Origin of the sequence: Catellatospora paridis, assembly GCF_009720365.1 — a bacterium.
Taxonomy (GTDB): Bacteria; Actinomycetota; Actinomycetes; order Mycobacteriales; family Micromonosporaceae; genus Catellatospora; species Catellatospora paridis.
This window is the reverse complement of the sequence record NZ_ML769313.1, coordinates 733,165-758,722: the sequence shown is the minus strand read 5'-3', so window position 1 is coordinate 758,722 and position 25,558 is coordinate 733,165. Positions and strand designations below refer to the sequence as shown.

Genomic DNA, 25,558 nt, shown 5'->3' with positions numbered 1-25,558 from the left:
ATCACCATCTACGGTGTTCACTGGCGACGTGCGCACATGGGAGGCCGACTACGCCGAGTTCGTCAGCGTCTACACCGGACGGCTGCGGCGGCTCGCGTACGCCCGCTGCGGCGACTGGGACACCGCCGACCGGCTCACCCGCCAGGTCCTGCTGAGCGTCTACCGGCGCGGGGACTCCCCCACCCAGGAACCACCCGAGGTCTACGCCGAGCAGGCCCTGCTATACCTACTGCGCCACACGACCGCCCCGGAGCGCGCCGACGCCGGCCCCGACGTGCTCGCGCCGCCGGTCCCGTTCACCTCCGACGAGCTGATCGCGGTCGGCCGGGCCCGGCAGCGGGTGCTGCGCGCCGTCACGGCGGCAGTGACCGTGCTCGGGCTGGTCGCGGCCGGGGTTCTGCTGGTCCTGCTGCGCCCGGTGCCGGGCGGCGCGCCGCTGCCCGAGGCCGAGGACTGCATGGCCGGGCTCCCGTCGCCGCCGTCCGGCTCCCCGACATCGTCGGAAACGCCGGTGGGCGTGGTCGTCGACGGCGGGATGGGCCGGCTGACGGCGCTGACCGGCGACCTGCCGCTGCGCGGCGCGACGGTGATGCCCGAGCAGGCCCGCCGGGAACGGCTGAGCTGTGAGGTCGCCGCGTACTTCCGGACCAAGGTGAACCCGGGCGGCCTGGAGCGGGTCGACCTCGGGCTCGACGACCGCGGGGACGCCCGGCCGCTGGCCGCGCTGCTCGACCCGGAGATCGGCCCGGCCGCGCTGACGGTGGCGGTGCGGATGACCACGGCCAGCGGGCAGGGCACGGTGACCATCTCCGTGGCTCCCACCATCGCCTTGCCCGATCAGCAGCACTGCGTCCGGCTCGCCATCTGCCGACTGTCCAGCGTCACCGAGGAGGGCTGGGTCCTCGAACAGTACGGCGTGCACGAGACGCCGGAGGCGCGGGCGGCCGGACACCGCCTGGGCACGGACGCGGACTGGTGGTCGGTGGCGGCCTACACCGGTCACAGCCTGGTCCTGGTGACGATCACCAACACGCCGGACGTCCGCGCGGCGCTGCCGGCCAGCGCCCAGTACACGCCGCTCGGCGAGCAGGTGACGACGCTGGCCACCGATCCCAGGCTCGCCGTGTTCGACCCGCCCGCCTCCAGTCCACCGCCCGCCACGGCAGGTCCGGCGGCTGGTTGAGCGGCCGTCAGTGGACCTGGAACTCGTCGTACGGGAGGCTGTCCCACAGCGTGTGCGCGCGTTCGCGGACGATCCCGAACACGGGCCGGGTCAGCACGACGTCACCGGCCCGCTGCACTCGGATGAGCAGCCCGAGCTCCTCGGGCGCCAGGTCGCCCTCCGGCGCATACCGCGGCGCGATGCCGCGCGGCAGGGCGTAGGCGAGGAAGTCCGCCTCCCACTCGGACGGCACGCGGCCGACGAGCCGCAGCCCGTCGAGGGTGACCTGCGGCCCGCACCGAGCGTCGACCACCACGCAGTACAGCCCCTCGACCCGGCTGTAGTACGCCGTCACCGCGGGCTGGACCGAAGGGCGGTCGCGCACCGAGCGAAACTCGGCTTTACGTGTGTCGTCGCGCTCACGGAACGTGCCGTCGACGACCACCGCGAACCAGTCCATCACCACGGCCGCCTCGTCGTGGCTCATGCCGAACCGCAGCGGCCCCACGCCGACCGACGGCATGAACGTCCACTGCTCGCGCTCGACGTCGGCCAGCACCTCCCACAACGACATGACCTACCGCTCCTGTCCGGCGATCGCTCGTCAACGCGATGAGCCTAGGCTTCGTCGAGTCTCGCGGGCCGCCCCGAGGCGTCGACAGCAGCTGCGCGGCTCAACCGTCACTGAGCCGGTCGTAAGGCAGGCTGTCCCACAACGTGTTCGCACGCTCCCGGACGACGCCGAGCGCCGGCCTGGTCAGGACCGCATCGCCGACCCGCTGGGTGCGCATGATGAGGCCGAATTCGTCAGCTCCCGGTTCGCCGCTGGGCGCATACTGCGGCGTGATGCCACGCGAAAGCGCGTAGGCGAGGAAGTCCGCCTCCCATTCCGACGGCACCCGGCCGACCAGCCGTATCCCGTCCAGGTTGACCTGCGGCCCGCACTGCGCGTCGAGGATCACGCAGAACAGGCCCTCGGACCCGGCATACCAGGCGGTCACCGCCACGTCTTGGCGGAGGCGGTCGGCAAGCCGGAACTCGGCCTGCCACGTCTGCTCGATGGCCCGCCGCGCGAGGGCGAGTTCGCCGACGAAGCCATCCATCACCGCTGCCGCCTCGTCGTGGCTCATGCCGAAGCGCAGCGGCCCCACGCCGACGCCCGGCGTATAGGTCCACTGTGCTCGTCCGGCATCGGCCGGCACCTCCCACGCCGTCATGACCTGCCTGCTCCCGTCTGGTGCACCGCCTCCACCGCGCGCCGACCCTGGCCCTGATATGCATCAAGCCACTGTCATGCACTCCGTCGGCGGGAAGCGAGGCTCAGCTCAGCGGGAGGACCCGCGCGATCCGGATCGACCTGCTGCTGCCACCCGCGGCGGGGTAGGCGGCGCTGCCGTCCGAGTATGCCTTGAATGCCTGGTAGTCGTGGTCCCGCACGTTGACGGTGAACTTCGCGCCCACGGCCTTGCCGGTGGCGGCGTCGTACACCTGCGCGGCGAGCGAGGAACCCGACGCCCAGGCGAGCAGCATCCGGCCGGTCCCGTAGCTCACCAGGTGCGGATGGCTCGACTTGGCCGCGGTCTTGACGGTGAGGTTGGACTTGCCGGTGGTGAAGCGCTCCAGCCGCACGCCGCCGCTCTGGCTCCACGCGGTCCAATAGCCACTGGTCGGGGCTAGCACGAGGTCACCGCCGAACAGGCTGCCGTCGCAGGCGCCCGCGGCCACGGTCCGGTACGGGTCCGGCTGCGCGATGCGGCATGCGTTGTCGGTCGCGCAGACCATCGCGTAGTGGCTGGTCCGCGGATCCCACACGATGCGGGTCGTCCAGCTGTGACTGCACCCGACCTCGAAACTGTCGCGGTGCCCGGACACCAGCTTGCCGTTCGCGTCGACCACCTGCATCCGGTCGCCCTCGTGGATGTCGACGCAGGAGCCGTTGCGCACGGTGATGGCGACGCCGAAGTATGCCGCGTAGTTCTTGCCGTCGGTGGCGAGCCGGCCGTGGTGCTGGTACCACCAGACGAACCGCGCGCCGTCGTCGTAGCCGGTGCGGCTGCCGCCGAGGTTGGTGACCTGCCGCTCCCAGACCTGGCGGCCCGAGTCGTCGAACCGGATCATGTGCATGGTGTTGCACGGACTCGACGAGCCGCCGCACAGCTTCCCGCCGCCGCAGTCGCCCTTGCGGGTCAGCAGCACGACCCCGCCGGTGCGGTCGGCGTGCACGTCCTGCAGGTCGATGCCGACGAAGCTGGTGGGCGTGCCGACGAGCTTGTCGTCGCAGTCGAGCCGGCCGAGGTACACCCGCCCGTTCGTGCCGAGCCACGCCAGCCAGGAGCCGCCCGCGGGCCGCTCCGCGAGGGCCATCGGCAGCGGCTCGGTGTCGCCCTCGCGCCCGTAACCGGTGACGGCGGTGCTCATCTTGACCTCGGTCACCTTCACGACCGGCTGGGGCCCCGCGGGACGGGCGCAGGGCCCGACCGTCGGCGCCGACGCGGACGCGGCGGGGCTCGGGGTCGCCGACGCCGACGGGCCCGGGGCGGCCGAGCCCTGTGCCTGCGGCGGGGACGGCGGGTCGGACCCGAACCAGGTGCCCGGACCGCCCGACGCGACGGTGAACGCGGCCGTGGCCAGCACCGCGGCCGCGAACAATCCCGCCACGACGAGCACCAACCGACGCTTCGACGCGCGGCTCCGCTGCCGCCCAGTGCTGGATGAGGCAGTGTCGCCGATGCTCATGAGTTTCCTCGCGTGACAGTCCGCCGCCGACCGAACCGGGCACGGGTCCGGGGCGACTCTACCGGTGGCCCGCACGGTGTCCACACCGGACAACCGATGGCAGCGACCCGAACGGCGGCCCGACAGACATGCAACGGCCTTCGCCACGGCAGGCGCCACAACCACCCGGTGAACCTGCACGCCCGCGGCGGACGATCACGGTTCTCGCGGTCGATCGCGGTGACAATTTCGCGAAGACATCTCCGCTTACGGGCGGTTTTTACTAGTCTGCCGTACATGAACAGGTTTGCGCATTCAGGGCAGCGTCTCATCCTCGCGGCCGCCACCGCGGCGCTGGCGATCCCCTTCATCGCCGCGTCGCCCGAGGCCGCGGCGGCTCACGCCGCGCGGACCGCGACTGTGCCCGCGCATACCGTCACCTGGCGCGTCGCGCCCTGCCCCAAGCCCGCCGGGCCGCGGGTGTCCGCGCCGACGCGCCCCTCGCCGCCCTCGGCCGATCCCGTCCTGCGTGCCGTCGGCGGCGACGAGCTGGCCACCGCGGGCCTGGCCGTGCCCGCGTCCGCCGGCGCGCCGCCCGAGGTGACCGCCACCTCGTGGGTGGTCGCCGACCTCGACACCGGCGCGGTGCTCGGCGCGTGCGGCGCGCACGAGTACGCCACCCCGGCCAGTGTGCAGAAACTGCTGCTCGCGGCGACCATGATCTCGCGGCTCGACCCGAAACGCGTCGTCACCATCACCCGCGAGGACGTCGACATCGAGCCGGGCAGCTCGTCGGCGGGCCTGATCGAAGGCGGCCGGTACACGGTCGAGACGCTGTGGCTGGGGCTGCTGCTGGCGTCGGGCAACGACGCCGCCAACGTGCTGGCCCGCCTGGGCGGCGGCACCACCGAGGCCGGCGTACACGAGATGAACGAGGTGGCGGCAAAGCTGGGCGCGTTCCAGACGCACGCCGTCACCCCGTCGGGCCTCGATGCGCCCGGCCAGTTCACCAGCGCCTACGACCTGGCCTTGATCATGCGCGCGTGCCTGGCCGAGCCGCTGTTCCAGAAGTACGCCCTCACCCGGTACACGCAGATCCCGGACCAGGGCAAGCACCACAAGGGCTTCCAGATCCAGAACCAGAACCTGCTGATCGACAACTACCCGGGTGCGCTCGGCGGCAAGACCGGCTACACCGACCTGGCCCGGCACACCTACGTCGGCGCGGCCGAACGCGACGGGCGGCGGCTGGTCGTCACCCTGCTCGGCGCCGAGTACGTGCCGCTGCGCGGCTGGGAGCAGGGTGCGGCGCTGCTCGACTGGGGCTTCGCCCAGCCCGCGGACGCCTCGGTCGGCCGTCTGGTCGACGCGGGCGCGACGGCGGCGAACCCGTCGGCGGCCGCCCAGGCGGCCGACACCCCGGGCACGGGCACGAACGCGCTCGCGGACGCGGGCGGCACGGGCACACCGTCCCTGCTCGCCTTCGGCGCGGTGGTGGCGGCGGCCGGTCTCGTGCTCTCCGCGGCCGCCCGCCGCCGCCGCGGCAACCACGCCCGGCGCTGACCGGATCAGCGAAGGCTCGCCTGCTCCGTCGGCGCGGGGCGGACGAGCCTTCTGCGTCAGCAGCCGGGGTGGAGTTTGGCCTGCACCGCCTCGGGCACCTTGACCGCGCCGTCGCATACGCCGTCGGAGCCGAGCCCGACCGGAATCCACTTGCCGGTGTTCGGCTCGTACTTGAACAGCACGACCAGCGGGTCCGCGTTCTTGACCACGGTCATCGCGGTCGACCAGCCGTCGGCGCACTTGGGCTCGCCGATGCCGGTGACGCTCTTGTCGATCTCATTGAAGACGGCGGGGGTGGCCTTGAGCCACTCGTACATGAGGTTGACGTCCGGCGGGCAGCCGTCGTCAGCCGAGGCGGCGGGGGCGGGCGAGTCCGCCGGGGCGGAGACCGCCGGGGCCGAGGTCGGGGCGGCAGCTTCGGGCGTATCGGCGGCCGGCGCACAGCCGCCGGCGGCGGCCACCACGGCCGTCGCCACGAAAAGGAGTCCCAAAAGATTGTTGCGCTGCGGAATGAATGTCACCGGGAACTAATACCAGCCGACGACCGCGATGACCTAATTGGACTGTTGATCACGACCGGACACGTTCGCGTACCGGTCACAAAGGCGTCCCGGTGCGCGGGCTGTACCCCCGGGCACCGGGACGGGTCAGGTGAGCCTGTCAAGGCGTCGAGCATCGGTCGGCGAAGTGGGGTGACGCCGCGCGCAACACGGGCCCGGGGCATACCGGCGGCGCGTCCCGCCATCAACACACCGTGCCGATGTGGACCCCGGACGCGGTGGCCCTTCGCCCGATGCCGTCGCGGAACGGCTCTGCGTCTGCCCGAGCCGTGGAAGCGCTCCCGCCCACTGCGACTTCATATTAAGGCAGGTCTATCCCCTTGGCAATGACCCCGGTGGGGTCAGGCGGCCGCGGGGTGGCGGGACAGCGCATCGCTCAGCGCGCCCAGCAGCGCGGCGAGCTGATCGCGCTCGCCCTCGGGCATGGCCAGCTCAGCTATGCTCCCCCGCACCTGGGCGGCGATGCGGTCGTGCAGCTGGCGGCCGCGTGGGCTGAGGTAGGCGCGGATGCGGCGGCGGTCGAGCGGATCGACCCGGCGGTACACCAGGCTGTGCTCGACGAGCTGGTCGACGACCTTGGTCAGGGTGCCGGGCGGCAGGAACGCGCCGTCGGCGACCTCCGTCATCGGGCGTCCGCCCTCGGCCGCGAGCAGCGCCAACACGCGCCATGCCTCGGGCGGGCACTGCTCGGCGCGCAGGATCGCCGACAGCCGCCGCTGCAGCAGGCGTTCCGCGTGGGTGATCAGCTGCAGCAGATCGGGCGTCGGACCGTGGGGCGCTGGGGCGGGCAAGGTCCCTCCTCGGCCGGTGGACGTGACTCATGCTACAGAAGGGCCACATGTTCGGGAACCGTCTGGAGATCATGACCGATGCGGGAGAACATGTGCCCATGCCCGTACCGCCGCAGCGGTTACCCGGCCTGGTCGTCCCCGGACTGCCCGGCCGGCCCACGGGCACCCTCGGCGAGTCCGTCCACGTGGCACTGGTGTTCCCGATGCAGGGCCCGGCCGGGATCTTCGGCCCGACCTGCGAGCTGTGCGCGCAGCTCGCCGTGGAGGAGGTCAACCGCAACGGCGGCGTGCTCGGCCGCGAGCTGAGCCTGGTGCCGGTCGACGGCGGGGCCGCCCCCGAACGGGTCGCCGCCGAGGTCGAGGCCCTGGTGTCGCTCGGCGCGGTGCACGGGGTCACCGGCTGGCACATCTCCTCGGTGCGCCAGGCGCTCGCGCCCCGGATCGCGCACCGCGTCCCGTACGTCTACACCGCCCTGTACGAGGGCGGCGAGCGCACCGAAGGCGTGTTCCTGACCAGTGAGACGCCCGACGAGCAGCTGCTGCCCGCGATGCGGCTGCTGGCCGGGGAGCACCGGGTGAAACGCTGGTTCATCGTCGGCAACGACTACGTGTGGCCGCGCCGGACCGCGGCGGCCGCGCACCGGTACGCGGTGGAGTCGGGCACGCAGGTGTGCGGGCAGGCGTTTTTGCCGCTGGGCGTGCACGGCTTCGCCGACGTGCTCAGGCGCGTCGAGCGCAGCGCCGCGGACGCGGTGCTGATGCTGCTGGTCGGCAACGACGCGGTGCGCTTCAACCGGGCCTTCGCCGCATCCGGGCTGGACCAGCGCTGCCTGCGGCTGAGCACGCTGATGGACGAGAACATGCTGATGGCCAGCGGCGCGCACGCCACCCGTGGCCTGTTCAGCACCGCCGGCTTCTTCGCGACGCTGGTGACCCCGGAGAACCTCGACTTCCACGGCCAGTACGCGCGCCGCTTCGGCATCGAGGCGCCGCAGCCGGGCAGCCTCGGCGAGTCCTGCTACGAGGGCGTGCTGCTGCTCGCCGCGCTGATCAACCGGGCGGGTTCGCTGGACGTGCGGGCCATCGGGTCGGGTGCCGACGCGGTCACCTACGAGGGGCCGCGCGGGGCGATCGCGATGCGCCGGCGGCACGCCCGCCAGCGCATCTACCTCGCCGAGGCCGACCGGCTCGATTTCAACGTGCTCACCCAGCTGTGACGGGCGCGCTCGCGATCAGGTGGAACAGCCGTGCGGTCAGCGGGAACGGCATGCGGTCAGACAGCGCTATCTCCAGGCGCTCCAGCTCGGCGAAGAACGACGCGTCGTACTTGCGCTCGTCGTCGGGGATGTAGTCGCACACCGAGCGGATGCCGTAATGGCCGAGCACACCCGCGCCCAGGCGGCGCAGCGCGGTGCACACCTCCTCGGCGGTACGCGGGTAGACCGGGGTGTTGAACGTGTGGGTGAACCGTTCGGCGGCGTCGAGGGTCTCGTACGCCGCGGTCAGGTCCATGTCGCGGATGGCCGCGCGCAGCGGCTCGGAGTGGGCGTTGCCGGCGATGATGCTGAGCAGGCCGCCCTCGGCCAGCGGCGCCATGACGGTGGACAGCGTGGACTCCACGTCGGCCACGTACGGCAGCAGGTTGTGGCACAGCACCAGGTCGTAGCCGCCCTGCTCGACGACGTCGCCGAGCTTCGCGACGTCGGACTCGATCACGGTGACCCGCTGTGCCACGCCGGTGGACTCGGCCAGCGAGCGCGCGGAGACCAGCATCTGCGGCGAGTAGTCGACGAGGGTGATCTGGTGCCCCGCGGCCGCGTAGCGGACCGCCTCCACGCCGTTGCCGCCGGCCACGTCGAGGATGCGCAGGCGGCGTCCGTCGAGGTGGCGCGCGATGTTGTGCTCGGCGAGGGTGTAGCGCAACCGGCCCCAGGGCGCGTCCTGCCACTGCCGCCAGGCGGACACCTTGTCGTCGAACACGTCACGGGTCACGTTGCTCATGGGTTCGACCGTAACGGTTGTTAAGCCGCCGGGCACCCCGGAACACGCGTTTACTCCATACGACGTCAGGTGCGGTTTTTCGGTCGTGCTCGGGCGCGGCGGCGGCGCTCGCGTGCCACGGCGGCGAACGCGCAGGCACGGCCGCACCGGCACCGTCCGGTCACGACGGTGCGAGAATGCAGATCGCGCCTCGCTTAAGGAGAAGACTCGATGACGACGGACCCGCAGGCCCCGAGCACCGCCCGGATGATCGACTACTGGCTGGGCGGCACCCGCCACTACCCGATCGACGTCGCCGCCGCGCACGCCTTCGAGGGCGCGTACGGGCCGTGCGCGGAGATCTTCCGCTCGCTGCGGGCGTTCTCCGGCCGGGCGACGCGGCAGCTGGCCGCCGAGGGCGTGAACCAGTTCCTCGTCTTCGGCGCGGGCATCCCCGCCCAGGGCAACGTGCACGAGACCGCGCCGGACGCGCGGGTCCTCTACACCGACGTGGACCCGGAGATCGTCGCGGCCGGCCAGGCACTGCTGGGCGACCGTCCCGGCGTGGCGTACGTGCTGGGGGACGCCGCCGCGCCGCGGAGCATCGACGCCGCCGCGCTCGACCGGGCGCTGCCCGACCACGCCACCCGCCCGGTCGGGCTGATCTTCCTGGGCCTGGCCGCGTTCCTCGACGACACGACCCTGGCCCGCGCGCTGGACGCGATGTACGACCTGGTCCCGGCGGGCAGTCGGCTGGCGTTCGACTTCGACGCCATGGAGCTGGCCGCCTACCCCGCGGCGCTGGCGATGATGGGCCCCGGCTTCCACATGCGCGAACCCGCCGACTTCGGCAAGCTGCTCGGCCGCTGGCAGGTCACCGCCGACGGCATCGTCCCGGTCGCCGACTGGCGCCCCGACGGCACCCCCGAGCAGGTCCCCGACGCGTTCTGGGGCGGCGTCGCGACCAAGTGACCCGCCCATGATCGCTCGACCTGCCGGGCACCTGTGCGTATCTTGAGCGCGCATCAGCCCACCTGCCTGGCAAGTCGAGCGATCATGACGCCCGGCCGGGGCCGGACGCGGCGGAGCGCTTGACAGCGGTCGATGGGAGCTTGATCCTTGGTGCCGGGTGCGGCGGCGCGCTCCCCTGACCGATCGTCTGCCGATCAGGAGCGTCCCATGCCGTACACCCGCCGCCATGTCCTGCGCCTGGGCACCGCGACCCTGGTCGTCGCCGCCGTCCCGGCCGTCTCGCTACCCGCCCTGGCCGCCGCCGTCGTCACCGCGGACCTGGTGATCTACGGCGCGACCTCGGCCGGCATCGCCGCTGCGGTCACCGCGCGGCGGCTGGGCCGCAGCGCGCTGATCGTCGAGCCGGGCTCCCACGTCGGCGGCCTGTCCACCGGTGGCCTCGGCATGACCGACAGCGGCGTCAAGACGGCCATCGGTGGCCTGGCCGGCGAGTTCTACCGCCGGGTGTACGCGAAGTACAACGGCACCGCCGTCACGCCGACCTCACCGGCCCGGTTCACGTTCGAGCCGCACGTCGCCGCCGTGATCTTCGACGAGCTGCTGGCCGAGGCGGGCGTGCCGGTCTACCTGAACACCCGGCTGACCGGGGTGACCATGGCCGGCAACCGGATCAGCGAGCTGGCCTGCGACAGCGGGCAGGTGTTCCGGGGCCCGATGTTCGTCGACGCGACGTACGAGGGTGACCTGCTGGCGCGGGCCGGGGTCGGCTGGACGGCGGGGCGCGAGGCCAACAGCGTGTACGGCGAGACGATCAACGGAGTGCAGTTGCGCAGCGGGCACCAGTTCAACCGGTTCGTCGACCCGTACGTGACCCCGGGCAGCGCGGCCAGCGGGCTGCTGCCGGGCATCTCGGCGGCCCCGGTCGCACCGGCGGGCAGCGGGGACGGGCGGATCCAGGCGTACAACTTCCGGATGTGCCTGACCCAGGCGGGCAACCGGATCCCGTTCGCCAAGCCGGTGGGCTACGACGCGATCCGCTACGAGCCGCTGGCCCGTTACGTGCAGGCCGGGTACACCGGGCCGTTCTTCACCACGCACCAGGTCGGCGGCGGCAAGACCGACTCCAACAACGACGGGGCGTTCTCGACCGACTTCATCGGCCAGAACTACGGCTACCCGACCGCCTCCTACGTCGCACGCGCGAGCATGGTCGAGGAGCACCGCGTCTACCAGCAGGGACTGATGTGGTTCCTCGCCAACGACCCGCGGCTGCCCGCCTCGATCCGCAGCGCGACCGCGTCGTGGGGGCTGGCCGCGGACGAGTTCACCGGCAACGGCGGCTGGCCCACCCAGCTGTACGTCCGGGAGGCGCGGCGGATGGTCTCGGCGTATGTGATGACCGAGGCGGACTGCCGCGGCGGCCGCCTGCCGAACGACTCGGTCGGGCTGGCCAGCTACACCATGGACTCGCACAACTGCCAGCGGGTCGTCGTCGCGGGCGGGCTGAAGAACGAGGGCGACGTGCAGATCGGCGTGCCACAGCCGTTCCCGATCAGCTACCGGGCGATCACCCCGTACGAGTCGCAGTGCGCGAACCTGCTCGTGCCGGTGTGCCTGTCGGCGAGCCACATCGCGTACGGCTCGATCCGGATGGAACCCGTGTTCATGATCCTCGCGCAGTCGGCGGCGACCGCCGCACACCTCGCGATCACCGCCGGGTCGGCCGTGCAGCAGGTGCCGATCGCCGCCCTGCAGGCCCGACTGCGCGCCGACGGCCAGCTGCTGACCTGGCCGCCGACCGCGCCCGGCGAGATCATCCTGGACAGCTCGACCTCGGCCGGGGTCACCCGGGCGGGCGTCTGGCTCAAGTCCACCTCGATCGCCGGGTATCACGGGCCGGACTACGAGCACGACGACAACACCGGCAAGGGCGTCAACCGGCTGCGGTTCACCCCGACCATCCCGGTGACCGGCTCCTACCAGGTGTTCCTGCGCTGGACCTCGCACGCCAACCGGGCGAGCAACGTGCCGGTCGACGTGTGCGCGGGCGGCACCGTCACCACCCGGACCGTCGACCAGCGCACCGGCGGCGGCCAGTGGGCGTCGCTGGGCACGTTCACGCTGCCCGCGGGCTCCTCGCCGGCCGGGGCGAGCGTGCTGATCCGCACCGAGGCCACCGACGGGTACGTGGTCGCCGACGCGGCCCGCTTCGTCCCGGCCTGACGCGACGCCCGCCGGTCCGTCCCGAGCAACCCCGTCCGGGCGGGTCGGCCGCCATGAGAGGATCGGCCGCGTGACGACTCCCCGTCTCGGCCCGGTGTCGCGGGTCGCGGTCCTGGCCGACGTGCACGGCAACGTGCCCGCGCTGATGGCCGTGCTCGACGAAGTCGCTGCCGTCGGTGTCGACCTGATCGTGTTCCCGGGCGACCTGAGCTGGGGACCCGAACCGCAGACCACTGTCGACCTGGTGCAGGAGCTGGGACGGCGGGCGGTGTTCGTGCGTGGCAACGCCGACCGCGCCGTCGTCGAGCTGGCCCGTGGCGAACGCGAGCACGCCCGTCCGCGTGATCCGTGGATGGTCCGGCAGCACACGCCCGAGGCGGTCGAGTTCCTGGCGACGTTCCCGCTCAGCATCGTCGTCGAGGTGGCAGGCCTGGGCGCGGTGCTGTTCTGCCACGGCTCGCCGCGCGACGACACCGAGTGCGTGACCCCGCGGACGTCCGAGGAGCGCTTCGCCGAGCTGTCCCGCGACGTCGCCGCGCAGGTGATCGTCACCGGCCATACCCACCTGCAGTTCGACCGCCAGGTCGCCGGGCGGCGCAGCGTCAACCCCGGTAGTGTCGGCCTGCCCTACCACCTCGGTGCACCCGGCACGGCGTACTGGGCGCTCCTGGGACCCGACGTCGAGCTGCGCGAGACACGCTACGACGTGCAGGAGGCGGTCGACCGGTGCCGGACGACCGGCGACCCCAGCGGCGACACGGTCGTGCGCTACCTGCTGACCCCGCCGACCCCGGACGAGGTCATCGCCGACGCCGAGGCCCGCGTCTTCGCCGATTGATCAGGCGCGGCAACCCGTGCCGGCGCACCAGGCTGATCGGCTCGATCGGACCGCGCCTGCGGGAACGGCGCCGGCACGCGCCGTTCCCGCAGGCTGCCGTCAGGCCTGGGCGGCGACGGCGCGCAGCTGGCCGAGCGTGGTGCGGAAACCCTTGCCGGACGCGGCCGGGTCCTCGGCGAGCAGGCCGCTGACCGCCATCGCCTGCGAGCGCGTGGTCGCGGCGGCCGCGTCGTCGGAGCCGGTCACATCGAAGACGCCGAAGTCGCCGCTGAGCGTCGCGAACGCGTCCGCGGCCGCGTCCTTCGCCAGGTAGAGCACGACCGTCTGGCCGGGCTCCAGCTTCGACATGTGCGCCATGTCGACGGTCTGGCCGTTGAGGCCGGTGAGGGTGATCCGGTCACCGGCCTTGGCGGAGGCTCCGTTCGCAGCGCGCAGCACCTCGTCGACCCGGAACCCGTTCGCCTCGACCTGGCCGCGGGCGACGAGGTCGGCGGCGGCGGTCAGGTCCTTGACCGTCGTGTACCCGCGCAGCTTGCCCTTCACCGGCGGCGCGGCAGGCTCGCTCGGCGCGGCGGCCGCGCTGGTGGCCGGAGCCGCCGCCGGGGTGGCCGGGTCGGCGCTGCAGGCGGCCAGCCCGGCCGCGGCGAACAGGGCCGCGGCCGCCGCCAGAGCGCGGGTGCGGTGGGGGTGGTCGATCCTTGCCATGGAACGCTCCTAGCGTCTCGGCGCCGGCCCGTGCGGTTCCCGCCCGGACCACGGCGCTGCTTTCGCCATGTATCTGTGCGCTCCCGCCGCCGAGTTCCCGAATTCCGCCGCCGAATTTCTCAGCCGCGTTCGCGGGCGAGGGCGCGCAGCTCCGCCAGCGTCGCGGTGAACCTGCGGTCGCGGGCGGTCGCGTCCTCCTCCCGCAGGCCCGTCACCGAGAACATCGACGAGCGCGCCGTGGCGCTGTCGCCCGCGACGTCGAACACGCCGAAGTCGCCGCTGAGCGGGGTGTAGGCGGGCAGAGCCGCCTGCGGGTCGTCGGCGGCGAGGTAGAGGACTGCGTGCTGACCGGCGGCCAGCCCGGACATCAGCGACATCTCGGGCACTCGCAGGGTGATGACGGCGGTCGCGGGCAGCTGGGGCAGCCGGTAGAGCACCTCGGCGACCCCGAACACGGCCGTTCGGTCGGCGCCGGCGCCGTCGACGCGCAGCACGTCGCCGCGCACCACCAGGTCGGCGGTGTCGGTGAGCTGGCGGACGGTGCCGTACGCCCGGATCTTGGCGGACACACCGCCGCCGGTGGGTTCCGCGGTCGGCGTGGAGGCACCCGGCGTCGGGATCGCCACCACGGGCTCGTTGTCGCCGCCGGTCGCGATCACCGCCGCGACCGTGCCCGCGACGGCGACCAGCGCGGCCGTCGCCAGTACGGGCCGCAGCAGGCTCCACCGGGGCGTCCGGCGGGCCGGCACGACGGCACGCTCCGGCTCGGTGATCGCCGACAGCAGGCGCGCACGGTGCAGCTCGTGCCGGCCCGGTGGCAGCTCGCGGTGGCCGGGGTCGGGCAGCAGCTCGGCGAGCTCCGCCCACTCGGACGGATCCAGCGGCGGGTGCTTCATCGGTGGCCCTCCTCTGCCAGACGAACGGTGTTGTCCTTCATCTGTCCGGCAGGACCGGCCGGGTTCCGGGTCGCCCGCGGTCTCTCGTCGACGAGCTGCCGCAGCTTGGTCCTCGCCCGCGAGAGACGGGACCGCACGGTGCCGACCGGGATGCCCAGCGCCTGCGCCGCCGACTCGTAGTCCAGGCCCTCCCACAGGCACAGCGTGATCACCTCACGCTCCTGGCGGCGCAGCGACGCCAGCGCGTCGATCGCGGCGGTGATCCGGCCGCTGTCGTCGAGCCGCCCGGCCACCTCGTCGGCGTGGTCAGGCGCGGTGAACTCGGCCGCGTGCAGCGCCGACGCCGCCGCGCGGTAGCGGCGGTTGCTGCGGGTGTGGTTGCGCGCCTCGTTGGTGGCGATGCCCAGCAGCCACGGCCGCAGCGACCCGCCGTCGTCGTTGATCCGCTCGCGCGAGCGCCAGGCCTGCAGGTACGTGGCGGCCATGACGTCCTCGGCGGTGGACCAGTCGGCGGTGAGCCGGAACGCGTGGTTGTAGACCGACCGCGCGTACTGGTCGAACAGCTCGGCGAACGCGCTCGCATCACCCGCCCGGATCCGGGCGCGCAGACTCGACTCCATGACCACTTCTCTGTCCGGCGAGCCGCACGAGTTCCTGTGATCCAGGCCACTGCCGACGCATCGCTTGGTACCCGCCGACCATATCCACCTGCGGTCCCGGCCCGCCACCAGCGCGTCGGGAGCGAGAGCCGCCGATCGCCGATCGGCTCGACGTTGCCTGGACGCGTGGAGAGTCAGTCCCATATCGACCGTGGGACGGACGGTGAGACACCACTGACAGTCATCGCGTGTTAGCTTGCCGACAAGCCGCGGTCGGGGAGGGGCGAGTTGGCTGGTCTGTTCGATGGCAGCCTTGAGGATGCCGAACGCCGCATCGACCGGTGGGAGATGTCGCTGGAGCAGCGTGCCGCCAATGCTCGCCTCCTTGCCGAGCGGCTGCACGATCTGCAGGTCACAGCGGAGGTTGCCGACGGCGCGGTGAAGGCGACCGTCGACACCGCAGGTCGGCTGGTGGCGCTGAAGCTCGGGGATGCGGTCAAGGCCTGGTCGCCGGAGAAGATCGCGGCTGGTGTGCTGGCCGCCACCGGACGGGCAAGCGTGCTGGCCACAGCGGAGATCGCTCGTATCCGCGCCGAGGTGACGGATGGCCGTTGACCCGGGCGCAGGCACCGGCGTCGAGGTCGTCTCCGACCAGTTGCGCCGCCATGCCCGCACACTCGACGACCTGAGCGGCCACGAGGAACGCGTACGGAACGCGGCTGAGCACGTGACGCTCGACGCCGACGCCTACGGGCAGATGTGCCAGTTCATGCCAACCCTGTTCCGCCCCCTCCAGGAAACCATCGTCAAAGCGGTGAAGCAGACCACGACGAGCCTTTCCGCGACCGCCGCCGCACTACGGCACGCTGCCGACGAGTACGACCTGACCGACAAGGCGGCCGCCGACAGTCGCCAGACGCCGCGATGACCGACGATCTCATCGCGCCCCGAGTCGACTCCACGACCTGGTATTCCGGCGTCGGCATCGCCGAGAGCTTCGACGGCCTCCGCCAAGGCGTCGAAAGCGGGAACTGGATCGACATCGGCATCGGCGGCGTCGCCACCGGCCTGGAAGCGCTCAACTGGGTGGTCAACCCCTTCGAATCGGTGCTCGCGGCCGGCCTGGGCGCGCTCATCGAGCATGTCGGCCCGCTCTCGGACGCGCTCGAATGGCTGGCAGGCGACCCCGATCAGATCCGGGCGTACGCCGAGACATGGCGCAATGTCGCACGCGAGCAGGCTGTCCTTGCCGAGGACCTGATCGGCGCCGTACGCAGCCAGATACCCGACTGGTCCGGCAGCGCCGGCAGCACGTACACCGCTCACGCCCAACGCACGAGCGACCTGCTGGACGCCCTGTCCCAAGGGGCACAGACCATGGGCACCATCGTCGAGACGTCCGCGCTGCTGGTCGCCCTGGTCCGGGAGATGGTGCGCGATCTTCTCGCCGAGTTCGTCGCGGCGCTGATCGTCCTCGCCGCCGAGGAGATCTTCAGCCTCGGATTCGCGACACCGCTGGTCGTGGCTCAAGCGACCACGCTGGCCGCGAAATGGGGCGGAAAGATCGCACGGCTGCTGCGCCGGCTGATAACCAGCCTCCGGAACCTGGTGCCGGTCGTACGCCAGTTGGACACGGGCATGGGCACGATCCTGGTGCTGATGCGCCGGCAGGAGCCCGACCTTCCTGGCGGGGGCGGCGGAACGCCCACCGGCTCGTCCGGCTGGAACGACCCGTGGGTGCAGTCGAGCCCGTGGCCACCGCCGCGGGCCGACCAGATCAGCGTCCCTGCGGGCCGCCGGATCCACATTCTGGATGGCGACGGCCTGGGCAACGGTGGCCACGCACCGGGAACCGGCATCCCCGGCAAGACGGAGTTCCCGGAGTCATGGGACGACGACAAGATCATTGACGAGATCCTCGACGTCGCCAGGAACCCGGACAGCATCCCACCGCCGACCCGCCAGGACCACGGCACATGGATGGTGACGGGCACGCGTGACGGCGTGAAGGTTACTGTGATCATCGGTGATGGCGGCGAGGTCATCAGCGGCTTCCCCGAGAGCGGGCCTGGCGTAGTGAGGAATCCCGACTGATGGACGTCGAGCGCTACCGCGCATTCACGGCACTGGCCCGCGACGTCGTCGGCCGTTTCGGCAGCCGGGTCGACGACCGCACGATCCGCTACCTCGGCTCGCTGGCCCAGGGCGGCGAGTGGGGCCTCGCGGTCGCCGGGCTCGCTGCCGCGATCGATGCGCAGCAGATTCCGATCACCGCCGCCGACTATGCCGATTTCGAGAAGCTCTTCGCCTTCCTGGAGCCGGAGCGGCACTGGCTCGACAAGTTGGGCGAGCACGTCGTGGCGAGCTGACCGGTCCAGCAACTGCCCACCATTGCCCGAACTACCGGCCGCACCAGTGCGGAGGCCGCTTCTGGGCGAATGCGCTCGCGCCCTCGCTCGCGTCCGCGGACTCCGCGACCGGCAGCACGAGCGGGTCCTGCATGGCGAAAGCCTCAGGCAAGGCCGCTCCCTCGGTCGATGCCACGATGCGGCGGGTGGCGGCGACGGCGAGGTCACAGGCCAGCGCCAGTTCGCACCCGCCGGCCACGGCGTAGCCCTCGACCGCGGCGATGAGCGGTTTGCCGCGGTCCGCGCGGGTCAGCCCGGCCAGCCCGCGGTCGCCGACGAACGGGAAGCCCTCGGTCAGGAACGCCTTCAGATCCATACCCGCGCAGAAGTTGCCGCCAGCACCGGTGAGCACGCCGGCCGACAGATCGCGGTCGGCTTCCAGGCGGTCCACTCCCGCGCTGATTCCCGCCGCCACCGCCCGGTTGACGGCGTTGCGGGCCTCCGGCCGGTTGATCACCAGCACCAGCACCCCGGCGGTGACGTACGAGTCGACCGCGAGTTCTTCTACGAACACGGTGTTCCTCCGCTAACCGAGCATGACGGGAAGCCGTTCCAGGCCGCGCATCACCCGCGACGGCCGCCAGCGCAGGTCTTCGACCCGGAACGCGAGGCTGACCCGCGGGCAGCGCGCCAGCAGCAGGCCGAAGGCGACCCGGGCCTCCATCCGGGCCAGTGCCGCGCCGATGCAGAAGTGGGGACCGCGGCCGAAAGCCAGGTGATCGTTGGGCTGACGGGCCAGGTCCAGGCGGTCGGGTTCGGCGAAGTAGCCGCCGTCGCGGTTCGCCGAGCCGATGAGCAGGCTGACGATCGCTCCGACGGGGATCACACCCCCGGCCAGCTCGACGGGCGCCGTGCTTACCCGGAAGGTCGCGTCGCGTACGGGCGAGTCGTAGCGCAGCAGTTCCTCGATCGCGGTCGGCATCAGCTCGGGGTTCTCGCGCAGGCGCAGGAGCTCCACGGGATGGCGCAGCAGCGCGAGCATGCCGTTGCCGATCAGGTTGACCGTGGTGTCGTGCCCGACGAGCAGCAGCAGGTAGGCGGTGCCGATCAGCTCCTCCTCGCTGAGGTGGTCGCTGCCGTCATGGGCCGCCACCAGCGCGCCCAGCAGGTCGACCTCGGCCAGGCCCGCAGCGGCGTGTGCCCGCTTGTGCGCGACCAGCGCGAGCAGGTAGTCGCGTAGCTCCTGCTCCTGCACGGCCCGCTGGGCGGCGTCGGCGGAAGGCACGACCGTCGCGGCGAGGATCTGCCTGGTCCGTGCGGTGTTGAGCTCGTCCGGGACGCCGAGGATCGTGCAGATCAGGTTGAAGGTCAGCGGCATGGCGAACTCTTCGATCAGGTCGACCACACCGAACTCGGGCAGCCGGTCGAGCAGGCCCTGCGCGGTCCGCGCGATCAGCGGCTCCAGCGCGGCGACCCGGCGCGGGATGAACGCCGCGTTGACCAGCCCCCGCAGCCGGGTGTGCTCGGGAGGGTCGGCGTGCACCAGGTGCCGGTTGAGACCGGCGGGGCCGGGCACGTACGTGGGCACCAGTTCCGGGCGCTTGCTGAGCCGGGCGTCGGACAGCAGTGCCCGGACGTCGGCGTAGCCCGCCACGTGCCAGACCGACAGGCCGCTGCGCTTGCGCTCGTGCAGCAGCGGCGCGCTGCGGCGCAGCCACGCGAAGAACGGGTACGGGTCGCTGTGGCGCATCTGCAGCAGGTGCGCGGGGACGTCCTCCACCGCTGCCCACGGCTCTGCCGCGTCCCGCACATAGGCGTCCCCGGGTGTCAGACCCATGCGTTCCCCATCTCGATCAAGCCGCTGACCTGCGCAAACTCGGCGATCGTATACACAACGGGCACAGCTCTCAGAGCGGGCGATAGACGGCGAAACGCCGACTATGATCATCGTCACATTCCTCACCGCGCCGACGACAGAACCGAACACGAATACACAGAGATCCTCATCGGATGATCACTGCATCGACACGTGTCGAACGCCGATAAGTTTCGGGAAGATGACGCGCAACCCTTGTGAGCGTTCGCCTGACGCCCTAACCTCAGATCCACGGCGAGTCCGGGATCGTCGACAACCGATCCCGGGCAGGGTTGGGACACCGCAGCCACCCAGCGCCGCAGCACCGGCGCAACGCCCGTTCACGTGCCCCGCAGGCTCCGCTTCCTGCCGGGAACCCTCCATATCGCACGACCCTGTTCTCCAGCCAAAAATGTGAGCGCTCACAAGGAGCCGAACAGCAGAAAGCAACACAACACCACGCACACCAACAGGACCGGCACCGACGGCGCCGGGCCCGACCACGCCTGTGCCCGCATCCGGCAGCCGCCCGGCCGCGCCGCGGACACGGCACCGCTCCCCGGAAGGACCACCATGACCACCAGACGCGAGCTGCTGACCGGCCTGCTGTCCACGGCCGCGGCCACCGCGACCGGCGGGCTGGCCATCGCCGCCGCCGGCTCCCCCGCCCAGGCTGCCGGGCCGCTGACCGGATACGTGATGGGCTACTTCACCGAGTCGCCCAACCGGCTGGCCAACAACTACGGCCTGCACCTGGCCGTCAGCACCGACGGCCTGAACTGGACCCCGCTCAACCAGAACAACCCCGTGGTCACGCCCACCGCCGGCACCGGCGGCCTGCGCGACCCGTTCATCCTGCGCAAGCGCGACGACACGTTCGTGGTGCTCGCCACCGACCTCGCCGGCACCGACTTCACCCAGCCGAACCAGTACATCCACGTCTGGGACTCGGTCGACCTGCGCACCTTCACCGGCTACCGGCGGGTCCGGATGCACACCATGAACACGCACACCTGGGCGCCGGAGGCGTTCTGGGACAACGCCCGCGGCCAGTACGGCATCGTCTACTCGGCCTACAACGGCACCCGTGACGTGTTCATGGTCAACTACACGAGCGACTTCGTGAACGTCGGCGCGGCGCAGGTGTTCTTCGACCCCGGCTTCAACGTCCTCGACGCCACCATGCACCTGGGCAGCGGCACGAACTACCTGTACTACAAGAACCTCGCCGACGGCAGGCTCTACGGAGCCCGCTCGAACAGCCTCAACCCCAACAGCTTCAGCACGTACACCAGTGGCATGGTCAACGGCGGCATCGAGGCGCCGATCGTGGTCAAGGCCAACGACCGCAACGAGTGGTGGCTGTGGGGCGACTCCTACAGCCCCGTCAACGGCGAGTTCTACGTCTGGCGCAGCGGCGACGTCAACGCCAACGCGTGGACGGCGCTGGACAAGGCCCAGTACACCCAGCCGCTCAACGCCAAGCACGCCACCATCGCGGCGATCACCGCCACCGAGCACGCCAACCTGCTCACCCGCTGGGGCGCGCCGGCCTGGAACCGGATCAAGTCCTACAACTTCCCGGACCGGCTGATCCGCCACGCGAGCAGGGTCGGGCGCATCGACCCGTATCCGTTCGACCCGTACGCCGACAGCCAGTGGCGGCTGCGGCCCGGCCTGGCCAACTCGGCCGGGGTGTCGTTCGAGTCGGTGAACCTCCCCGGCAACTACCTGCGCCACAGCGGCTACGTGGTCGGGCTCGCCGCCAACGACGGCACCGCGCAGTTCGCCGCCGACGCGACCTTCGCCCGCACCGCGGGCCTGGCCAACAGCGGCTGGGCCTCGTTCCGCTCGCACAACTTCCCCGACCGCTACCTGCGCCACAGCAACTACCTGCTGCGCATCGACGTGCTCGGCACCGGCTCGCCCGCCGCCGACCGGGCCGACGCCACCTTCCAACTCGGCTACTGAGAGGACCCGGACATGCCCCCGCTCCCCGAGAAAGAAGCGATGCGGCGCTGGTGGCGGTTCGCCGCCATGACGGTGCTGTGCGCGCTGGCCGCCACCGGCCTGCACGCCTCCGCAGCATCGGCCGCGCCCGCGGTGAACTACACCAACCCGCTGGTCAACCAGCGCGCCGACGCGCAGATCTACAAGCACACCGACGGCTACTACTACTTCACCGCCACGGTGCCCGAGTACGACCGCATCATCCTCCGCCGCGCCACCACCCTGCAGGGCCTGTCGAGCGCCCCGGAGACGGTGATCTGGCGCAAGCACAGCAGCGGCATCATGGGCGCGCACATCTGGGCGCCGGAGATCCACTTCATCGACGGCAAGTGGTACGTCTACTTCGCCGCCGGCGCGACCAACGACGTCTGGGCGATCAGGATGTACGTCCTGGAGGGCACCGGCGCGAACCCGCTGACCGCGAGCTGGGCCGAGAAGGGCCAGATCACCACCCCGTGGCAGACGTTCTCGCTCGACGCGTCCACCTTCGTCGCCAGCGGCGTGCGCTATCTGATCTGGGCGCAGGCCGAACCCGGCATCGCCACGAACACCAACCTCTACATCGCCCGGATGTCCAATCCGTGGACCATCACCGGCGCGACCACCCGCCTCACGGTGCCCACGCTGGCCTGGGAGACCCGCGGCTACAAGGTGGCCGAGGGGCCGACCGTCATCCAGCGAAACGGCAAGCTGTTCATGACCTATTCGGCCAGCGCCACCGACGCCAACTACTGCCTGGGCATGCTCACCGCGACGGCGGGCAGCAATCTGCTCAGCGCGTCGTCCTGGACCAAGTCGGCGAACCCGGTGTTCGCCAGCAACTCGGCCACCGGGCAGTGGGGGCCGGGCCACAACTCGTTCACCGTGTCCGAGGACGGGGCCAGCGACATCCTGGTCTACCACGACCGCAACTACCGGGACATCAGCGGCGACCCGCTCAACGACCCGAACCGGCGCACGCGCCTGCAGAAGCTGTACTGGAACGCCGACGGCACTCCGAACTTCGGCATCCCGGTGCCCGACGGCGCGACTCCGGTGCGGCTGAAGTCCTACAACGTCCCGGACCGCTTCGTGCGCCACTGGGAGTACCGGGCCCGCCTCGACGCCAACGTCACCAACCTCGCCGACTCCCAGTTCCGGATCGTCACCGGCCTGAACGGCGGGGGCAGCGTGTCCCTGGAGTCGACCAACTTCCCCGGCTACTACCTGCGCCAACGTGCCAACGGCGAGGCGTGGGTGGACCGCAACGACGGCTCCGCGGCGTTCCGCGCCGACGCGAGCTTCTTCAAGCGGGCGGGCCTGGCCGCCTCGTCGGCGGTGTCGTTCGAGTCGCAGGCGTATGCCGGCCGCTACCTGCGGCACAGCAATTACCTGCTGTACGTCCAAGCGGTTACCGACACGGTCGGACGCGCCGACGCCACCTTCGTCCTCGAGTGAAGCCCAAGGAGTGACCATGATGCTGACCTGGCCACGTGCCCTCACCCGACGAGCCCTGTCGCTCGCCTTCGCCATCCTGCTGGGCGTGTCGCTGGCCGTCGCCGTCCACCCCGGACGCGCCGACGCCGCGCCCGGCCCGACGTTCCGCAACCCGGCCGTCGACGTGCCCAACAGCGGCGACCCGACGCTGACGTACTACAACGGTTACTACTACTACGTCGCGACCACCTGGTCGTCCGACGTGGTGATGCGCCGGGCCCGGACCATCTCCGCGCTGCGCGGGGCTCCTGAGCAGGTCGTGGTGCGCACCGGCGGGACGACCATGTGGGCGCCGCACCTCGAAATGATCAACAACCGCTGGTACCTGTACTACTCCGTCGAGCAGAGCGGCGGCGCGCGGCGCACGCACGTCGCCGAGAGCGCCGGGACCGACCCGCTGGGCCCGTACACCATCCGGGGCATCCTCAACCTGATGCCCAACAACGGGTGGGCCATCGACGCCGCGATCCTCAAGCTCAACGGCGCGAACTATGTGATGTTCTCGGCGTTCCACCCGAGCGACAACCTGCAGTCGCTGTACATCTCCCCGCTGACCAACCCGTGGACGGCCGGGGCGTTCGGCACCCGGATCTCCGCGCCGACGCTGTCCTGGGAGACCCAGAACGGCGCGGTCAACGAGGGCGCGTTCGCGTTGCAGCGCAACGGCCGCACCTGGATCACGTACTCGGCCAGCCACTGCAACGGCCCGAACTACAAGCTCGGCATGCTCGAATACCGCGGCGGCGACCCGCTGGCCGCATCCTCGTGGACCAAGGCCGCCAACCCGATCTTCCAGCGCAACGACGCCAACGGCGTGTACGGGCCGGGCCACCACTCGTTCTTCACCTCACCCGACGGCACCGAGACCTGGATCGCGTACCACGCCAACAGCTCCGCCTCGCAGGGCTGCGGCACCACCCGCACCACCCGCGTGCAGAAGATCTCCTGGAACTCCGACGGCACCCCCAACCTGGGCGTGCCCGTATCGCTGTCGACCGTGCTGCCCGGACCGGCCGGGGAGACCGGCGCGACCCCGGTGGAGATCCGCAACCGGCACAGCAACCTCTGCCTCGACGACTACAACCACGTGACCACCCCGGGCGCCGAGGTGCGGCAGTGGACCTGCAGCACCGCGACGGTGCAGGACTGGTATCTCACCCCGTTGGCCGACGGCTATTACCAGATCAGCAACCGCAACAGCGGCCTGTGCCTGGACAACAAGGACTGGGGCACCGCGGCCGGCTCACCCGTACAGCAGTGGACCTGCAACGGGCTGGCCGTGCAGCAGTGGCGCACGACCGACGCCGGCAACGGCTACGTCACCCTCGTCAACCGGCACAGCGGCCTGTGCCTGGACGACTACAACTGGGCCACCGCTCCCGGCGCGGAAGTGCGCCAGTGGACCTGCCTGAACAACAACGCCCAGCACTGGCGGATCGCCTAGTACGGGCAGCGCGGGTGCCGGCGCGAATCCCGCGCCGGCACCCGCCACGCCGTGGCGTCAGGGGGCGCTGCGGGCGATCTGCATGAGGAACTCTGCGTTGCTGCCGGACTTGCGCAGCCGGTCGACGAGCTGCTCGCCGGTCTGCTGGCTGTCCATCGTGTGCAGGGCCCGGCGCAGGCGGCGGACCAGGTCCAGCTCCTGTGCGCCGACCAGCAGCTCCTCCCGGCGGGTGCTGGACGAGTCGACGTCCACGGCCGGGAAGATGCGCCGGTCGGCCAGGCCGCGCAGCAGCCTCAGCTCGGCGTTGCCGGTGCTCTTGAACTCCTCGAAGATGACCGTGTCGCCGAGCGAGCCGGTCTCCACCAGTGCAGTGGCGATGATGGTCAGCGAGCCGCCTCCCTCGATGGTGCGGGCCGCACCGAGGAAACGCTTGGGCGCGTGCAGCGCGCCGGCCTCGATGCCACCGGACATGACGCGGCCGTTGGACGGCGCGGCGAGGTTGTAGGCGCGGCCCAGGCGGGTGATGGAGTCCAGTAGTACGACGACGTCGCGGCCCTGCTCGACGAGGCGCTTGGCGCGTTCGATGGCGAGTTCGGCGACCGCGATGTGGTCGGCCGGCGGCCGGTCGAAGGTGGACGAGACCACCTCGCCGCGCACGGTGCGCCGCATGTCGGTGACCTCTTCCGGGCGCTCGTCGATGAGGATGGCCATGACGTGCACGTCGGGGTGGTTGACCGCCAGCGCGTGGGCGATCGCCTGCAACACCATGGTCTTGCCCGCCTTGGGCGGCGACACGACCAGGGCGCGCTGGCCCTTGCCGATCGGGGTGAGCAGGTCGATCACGCGGGTGGTCAGCACGTGGGGCTCGGTCTCCAGGCGCATCCGCTCCCGCGGGTAGATCGGCGTCAGCGCGTAGAAGTCGGGCCGTTCGCCCAGGTCCTCGACGGGTGCGCCGTTGACGGTGTCGATCGCGGTGACGGTGGGCCGCTGGGCCCGGCGCGCGTCGGCGCGCTCGCCCGTGCCGGTCCGCCGGTTCGCGGCCGCCTGCGCCGCGACGCCGGTGACGACGTCGCCGCGGCGCAGGCCGAGGCGCTGCACCAGACCCGGCGGCAGGTACGGGTCGCCCGGGTCAGGCAGGTAGCCGTCGAGCCGGACGAAGAAGTGCTTGTCGCGGGCGTCGACGACGCCGTGGACGGCCGTCGCCGGAGCGGCGCTGGTCGCACCCTGCTCGGCGTCGTCGTGCTCAGCGCGGTCCGCCGCGTTCGGGCGGGGACGCGCGGCGACGCGGCGTCGGCGGGTGGAGGTCGCTGGTCCCGTCGCGCCGTTTCCGGCGGCGGGGTTCCCGGTTGCTGCGGCGGCGGGCCACAGGTCGAGATCGGTCATGGGTACTCCTCGGAGACGGTGCGCCAGGGCACGGGCGT

The 25,558-nt window shown here is 71.5% G+C and carries 24 protein-coding genes and 1 pseudogene; 13 read left to right on the top strand and 12 right to left on the bottom strand.

Annotated features, from left to right (window positions below; genetic code table 11):
• Positions 1-28: 28 nt before the first annotated feature.
• Positions 29-1,183 carry an RNA polymerase sigma factor gene (locus F9C41_RS08250; protein ID WP_155386034.1) on the top strand — a complete coding sequence of 385 codons (1,155 nt, stop codon included), beginning with the start codon at positions 29-31 and terminating at the stop codon, positions 1,181-1,183.
• A 7-nt stretch (positions 1,184-1,190) separates the two neighbouring features.
• Here F9C41_RS08250 and F9C41_RS41150 read toward each other — a convergent pair whose 3' ends face one another.
• From F9C41_RS41150 to F9C41_RS08235, 3 genes are all read right to left on the bottom strand, one after another.
• Complete coding sequence (locus F9C41_RS41150) at positions 1,191-1,736, bottom strand: hypothetical protein (protein ID WP_155386033.1); 546 nt, start codon at positions 1,734-1,736, stop codon at positions 1,191-1,193.
• Between the two features lie 100 nt (positions 1,737-1,836).
• Entirely contained in the window at positions 1,837-2,379 is a 543-nt protein-coding gene (locus tag F9C41_RS08240) for a hypothetical protein (RefSeq protein WP_155386032.1), read from the bottom strand.
• 103 nt (positions 2,380-2,482) lie between these two features.
• On the bottom strand, positions 2,483-3,820 hold the full coding sequence (locus F9C41_RS08235) for a hypothetical protein (RefSeq protein ID WP_230689421.1): 1,338 nt from the start codon (positions 3,818-3,820) through the stop codon (positions 2,483-2,485).
• A 354-nt stretch (positions 3,821-4,174) separates the two neighbouring features.
• Here F9C41_RS08235 and F9C41_RS08230 point away from each other — a divergent pair, with 354 nt between their 5' ends.
• Positions 4,175-5,440 carry a D-alanyl-D-alanine carboxypeptidase family protein gene (locus F9C41_RS08230; protein WP_155386030.1) on the top strand — a complete coding sequence of 422 codons (1,266 nt, stop codon included), beginning with the start codon at positions 4,175-4,177 and terminating at the stop codon, positions 5,438-5,440.
• A gap of 56 nt (positions 5,441-5,496) precedes the next feature.
• On the opposite strand, the gene F9C41_RS08225 is transcribed toward F9C41_RS08230, so the two are convergent.
• On the bottom strand, positions 5,497-5,961 hold the full coding sequence (locus F9C41_RS08225; protein WP_155386029.1) for a hypothetical protein: 465 nt from the start codon (positions 5,959-5,961) through the stop codon (positions 5,497-5,499).
• Positions 5,962-6,341: 380 nt separating this feature from the next.
• The gene (locus tag F9C41_RS08220; protein WP_155386028.1) at positions 6,342-6,791 is read right to left on the bottom strand and encodes a MarR family winged helix-turn-helix transcriptional regulator; all 450 of its coding nucleotides are present in this window, start codon (positions 6,789-6,791) and stop codon (positions 6,342-6,344) included.
• 98 nt (positions 6,792-6,889) lie between these two features.
• Between F9C41_RS08220 and F9C41_RS08215 the strand changes: the two genes are divergently transcribed.
• A complete protein-coding gene (locus F9C41_RS08215) occupies positions 6,890-8,008 on the top strand; it encodes a substrate-binding domain-containing protein (RefSeq protein ID WP_155386260.1) in 1,119 nt (372 codons plus the stop codon).
• Here F9C41_RS08215 and F9C41_RS08210 read toward each other — a convergent pair.
• A complete protein-coding gene (locus F9C41_RS08210; protein ID WP_155386027.1) occupies positions 7,995-8,792 on the bottom strand; it encodes a methyltransferase domain-containing protein in 798 nt (265 codons plus the stop codon). The two genes, F9C41_RS08215 and F9C41_RS08210, sit on opposite strands and share 14 nt — an antisense overlap.
• A 210-nt stretch (positions 8,793-9,002) precedes the next feature.
• On the opposite strand from F9C41_RS08210, the gene F9C41_RS08205 reads away from it, so the two are divergent.
• From F9C41_RS08205 to F9C41_RS08195, 3 genes are all read left to right on the top strand, one after another.
• Complete coding sequence (locus F9C41_RS08205; RefSeq protein ID WP_155386026.1) at positions 9,003-9,743, top strand: SAM-dependent methyltransferase; 741 nt, start codon at positions 9,003-9,005, stop codon at positions 9,741-9,743.
• A 207-nt stretch (positions 9,744-9,950) separates the two neighbouring features.
• A complete protein-coding gene (locus F9C41_RS08200; RefSeq protein WP_230689420.1) occupies positions 9,951-11,966 on the top strand; it encodes an FAD-dependent oxidoreductase in 2,016 nt (671 codons plus the stop codon).
• 70 nt (positions 11,967-12,036) lie between these two features.
• A complete protein-coding gene (locus tag F9C41_RS08195) occupies positions 12,037-12,804 on the top strand; it encodes a metallophosphoesterase family protein (RefSeq protein WP_230689419.1) in 768 nt (255 codons plus the stop codon).
• 99 nt (positions 12,805-12,903) lie between these two features.
• On the opposite strand, the gene F9C41_RS08190 is transcribed toward F9C41_RS08195, so the two are convergent.
• The 3 genes from F9C41_RS08190 to F9C41_RS08180 all read right to left on the bottom strand — a co-directional run bounded on the left by F9C41_RS08190 (position 12,904) and on the right by F9C41_RS08180 (position 15,025).
• A complete protein-coding gene (locus F9C41_RS08190) occupies positions 12,904-13,509 on the bottom strand; it encodes a hypothetical protein (protein WP_155386025.1) in 606 nt (201 codons plus the stop codon).
• Positions 13,510-13,628: 119 nt separating this feature from the next.
• Complete coding sequence (locus F9C41_RS08185; protein ID WP_155386024.1) at positions 13,629-14,405, bottom strand: hypothetical protein; 777 nt, start codon at positions 14,403-14,405, stop codon at positions 13,629-13,631.
• Positions 14,402-15,025, bottom strand: coding sequence for an RNA polymerase sigma factor (locus tag F9C41_RS08180; RefSeq protein ID WP_155386023.1), 624 nt, complete (start codon positions 15,023-15,025; stop codon positions 14,402-14,404). The genes F9C41_RS08185 and F9C41_RS08180 overlap by 4 nt, the downstream gene beginning before the upstream one ends.
• Positions 15,026-15,292: 267 nt before the next feature.
• On the opposite strand from F9C41_RS08180, the gene F9C41_RS08175 reads away from it, so the two are divergent.
• From F9C41_RS08175 to F9C41_RS08160, 4 genes are read left to right on the top strand one after another with little or no spacing between them, the layout of a single operon-like run.
• Positions 15,293-15,619, top strand: coding sequence for a YbaB/EbfC family nucleoid-associated protein (locus F9C41_RS08175; protein ID WP_155386022.1), 327 nt, complete (start codon positions 15,293-15,295; stop codon positions 15,617-15,619).
• Positions 15,609-15,932 carry a type VII secretion target gene (locus F9C41_RS08170; RefSeq protein WP_155386021.1) on the top strand — a complete coding sequence of 108 codons (324 nt, stop codon included), beginning with the start codon at positions 15,609-15,611 and terminating at the stop codon, positions 15,930-15,932. The genes F9C41_RS08175 and F9C41_RS08170 overlap by 11 nt, the downstream gene beginning before the upstream one ends.
• Entirely contained in the window at positions 15,929-17,098 is a 1,170-nt protein-coding gene (locus tag F9C41_RS08165; RefSeq protein ID WP_155386020.1) for an EndoU domain-containing protein, read from the top strand. The genes F9C41_RS08170 and F9C41_RS08165 overlap by 4 nt, the downstream gene beginning before the upstream one ends.
• Complete coding sequence (locus tag F9C41_RS08160; protein ID WP_155386019.1) at positions 17,098-17,373, top strand: DUF6189 family protein; 276 nt, start codon at positions 17,098-17,100, stop codon at positions 17,371-17,373. The genes F9C41_RS08165 and F9C41_RS08160 overlap by 1 nt, the downstream gene beginning before the upstream one ends.
• Before the next feature lie 31 nt (positions 17,374-17,404).
• Here F9C41_RS08160 and F9C41_RS08155 read toward each other — a convergent pair whose 3' ends face one another.
• Positions 17,405-17,926, bottom strand: coding sequence for an enoyl-CoA hydratase-related protein (locus tag F9C41_RS08155; RefSeq protein WP_155386018.1), 522 nt, complete (start codon positions 17,924-17,926; stop codon positions 17,405-17,407).
• Positions 17,927-17,938: 12 nt separating this feature from the next.
• Complete coding sequence (locus F9C41_RS08150) at positions 17,939-19,189, bottom strand: cytochrome P450 family protein (protein WP_196279673.1); 1,251 nt, start codon at positions 19,187-19,189, stop codon at positions 17,939-17,941.
• Between the two features lie 591 nt (positions 19,190-19,780).
• Between F9C41_RS08150 and F9C41_RS08145 the strand changes: the two genes are divergently transcribed.
• The 3 genes from F9C41_RS08145 to F9C41_RS08135 are packed head-to-tail and all read left to right on the top strand — an operon-like array spanning position 19,781 to position 24,137.
• Positions 19,781-21,178 carry a glycoside hydrolase family 43 protein gene (locus tag F9C41_RS08145; RefSeq protein ID WP_155386016.1) on the top strand — a complete coding sequence of 466 codons (1,398 nt, stop codon included), beginning with the start codon at positions 19,781-19,783 and terminating at the stop codon, positions 21,176-21,178.
• A 12-nt stretch (positions 21,179-21,190) separates the two neighbouring features.
• Positions 21,191-22,654 (top strand): family 43 glycosylhydrolase, encoded by a 1,464-nt coding sequence (locus F9C41_RS08140; protein ID WP_230689418.1) that lies wholly within the window; start codon positions 21,191-21,193, stop codon positions 22,652-22,654.
• Positions 22,655-22,670: 16 nt separating this feature from the next.
• Entirely contained in the window at positions 22,671-24,137 is a 1,467-nt protein-coding gene (locus F9C41_RS08135; RefSeq protein WP_155386015.1) for a family 43 glycosylhydrolase, read from the top strand.
• 57 nt (positions 24,138-24,194) lie between these two features.
• Here F9C41_RS08135 and rho read toward each other — a convergent pair.
• Positions 24,195-25,331, bottom strand: a pseudogene (rho, locus tag F9C41_RS08130) (transcription termination factor Rho); the annotation flags it as partial.
• Positions 25,332-25,558: the final 227 nt, after the last annotated feature.

What these genes read in the sequence shown, in the direction of transcription:
- F9C41_RS41150 (WP_155386033.1), bottom strand. Translation starts at nt 1,736, where the DNA reads ATGTCGTTGTGGGAGGTGCTGGCCGACGTCGAGCGCGAGCAGTGGACG.
- F9C41_RS08215 (WP_155386260.1), top strand. Translation starts at nt 6,890, where the DNA reads ATGCCCGTACCGCCGCAGCGGTTACCCGGCCTGGTCGTCCCCGGACTG.
- F9C41_RS08135 (WP_155386015.1), top strand. Translation starts at nt 22,671, where the DNA reads ATGATGCTGACCTGGCCACGTGCCCTCACCCGACGAGCCCTGTCGCTC.
- F9C41_RS08170 (WP_155386021.1), top strand. Translation starts at nt 15,609, where the DNA reads ATGGCCGTTGACCCGGGCGCAGGCACCGGCGTCGAGGTCGTCTCCGAC.
- F9C41_RS08150 (WP_196279673.1), bottom strand. Translation starts at nt 19,189, where the DNA reads ATGGGTCTGACACCCGGGGACGCCTATGTGCGGGACGCGGCAGAGCCG.
- F9C41_RS08180 (WP_155386023.1), bottom strand. Translation starts at nt 15,025, where the DNA reads ATGGAGTCGAGTCTGCGCGCCCGGATCCGGGCGGGTGATGCGAGCGCG.
- F9C41_RS08140 (WP_230689418.1), top strand. Translation starts at nt 21,191, where the DNA reads ATGCCCCCGCTCCCCGAGAAAGAAGCGATGCGGCGCTGGTGGCGGTTC.
- F9C41_RS08160 (WP_155386019.1), top strand. Translation starts at nt 17,098, where the DNA reads ATGGACGTCGAGCGCTACCGCGCATTCACGGCACTGGCCCGCGACGTC.
- F9C41_RS08240 (WP_155386032.1), bottom strand. Translation starts at nt 2,379, where the DNA reads ATGACGGCGTGGGAGGTGCCGGCCGATGCCGGACGAGCACAGTGGACC.
- F9C41_RS08205 (WP_155386026.1), top strand. Translation starts at nt 9,003, where the DNA reads ATGACGACGGACCCGCAGGCCCCGAGCACCGCCCGGATGATCGACTAC.
- F9C41_RS08145 (WP_155386016.1), top strand. Translation starts at nt 19,781, where the DNA reads ATGACCACCAGACGCGAGCTGCTGACCGGCCTGCTGTCCACGGCCGCG.
- F9C41_RS08185 (WP_155386024.1), bottom strand. Translation starts at nt 14,405, where the DNA reads ATGAAGCACCCGCCGCTGGATCCGTCCGAGTGGGCGGAGCTCGCCGAG.
- F9C41_RS08190 (WP_155386025.1), bottom strand. Translation starts at nt 13,509, where the DNA reads ATGGCAAGGATCGACCACCCCCACCGCACCCGCGCTCTGGCGGCGGCC.
- F9C41_RS08210 (WP_155386027.1), bottom strand. Translation starts at nt 8,792, where the DNA reads ATGAGCAACGTGACCCGTGACGTGTTCGACGACAAGGTGTCCGCCTGG.
- F9C41_RS08165 (WP_155386020.1), top strand. Translation starts at nt 15,929, where the DNA reads ATGACCGACGATCTCATCGCGCCCCGAGTCGACTCCACGACCTGGTAT.
- F9C41_RS08230 (WP_155386030.1), top strand. Translation starts at nt 4,175, where the DNA reads ATGAACAGGTTTGCGCATTCAGGGCAGCGTCTCATCCTCGCGGCCGCC.
- F9C41_RS08200 (WP_230689420.1), top strand. Translation starts at nt 9,951, where the DNA reads ATGCCGTACACCCGCCGCCATGTCCTGCGCCTGGGCACCGCGACCCTG.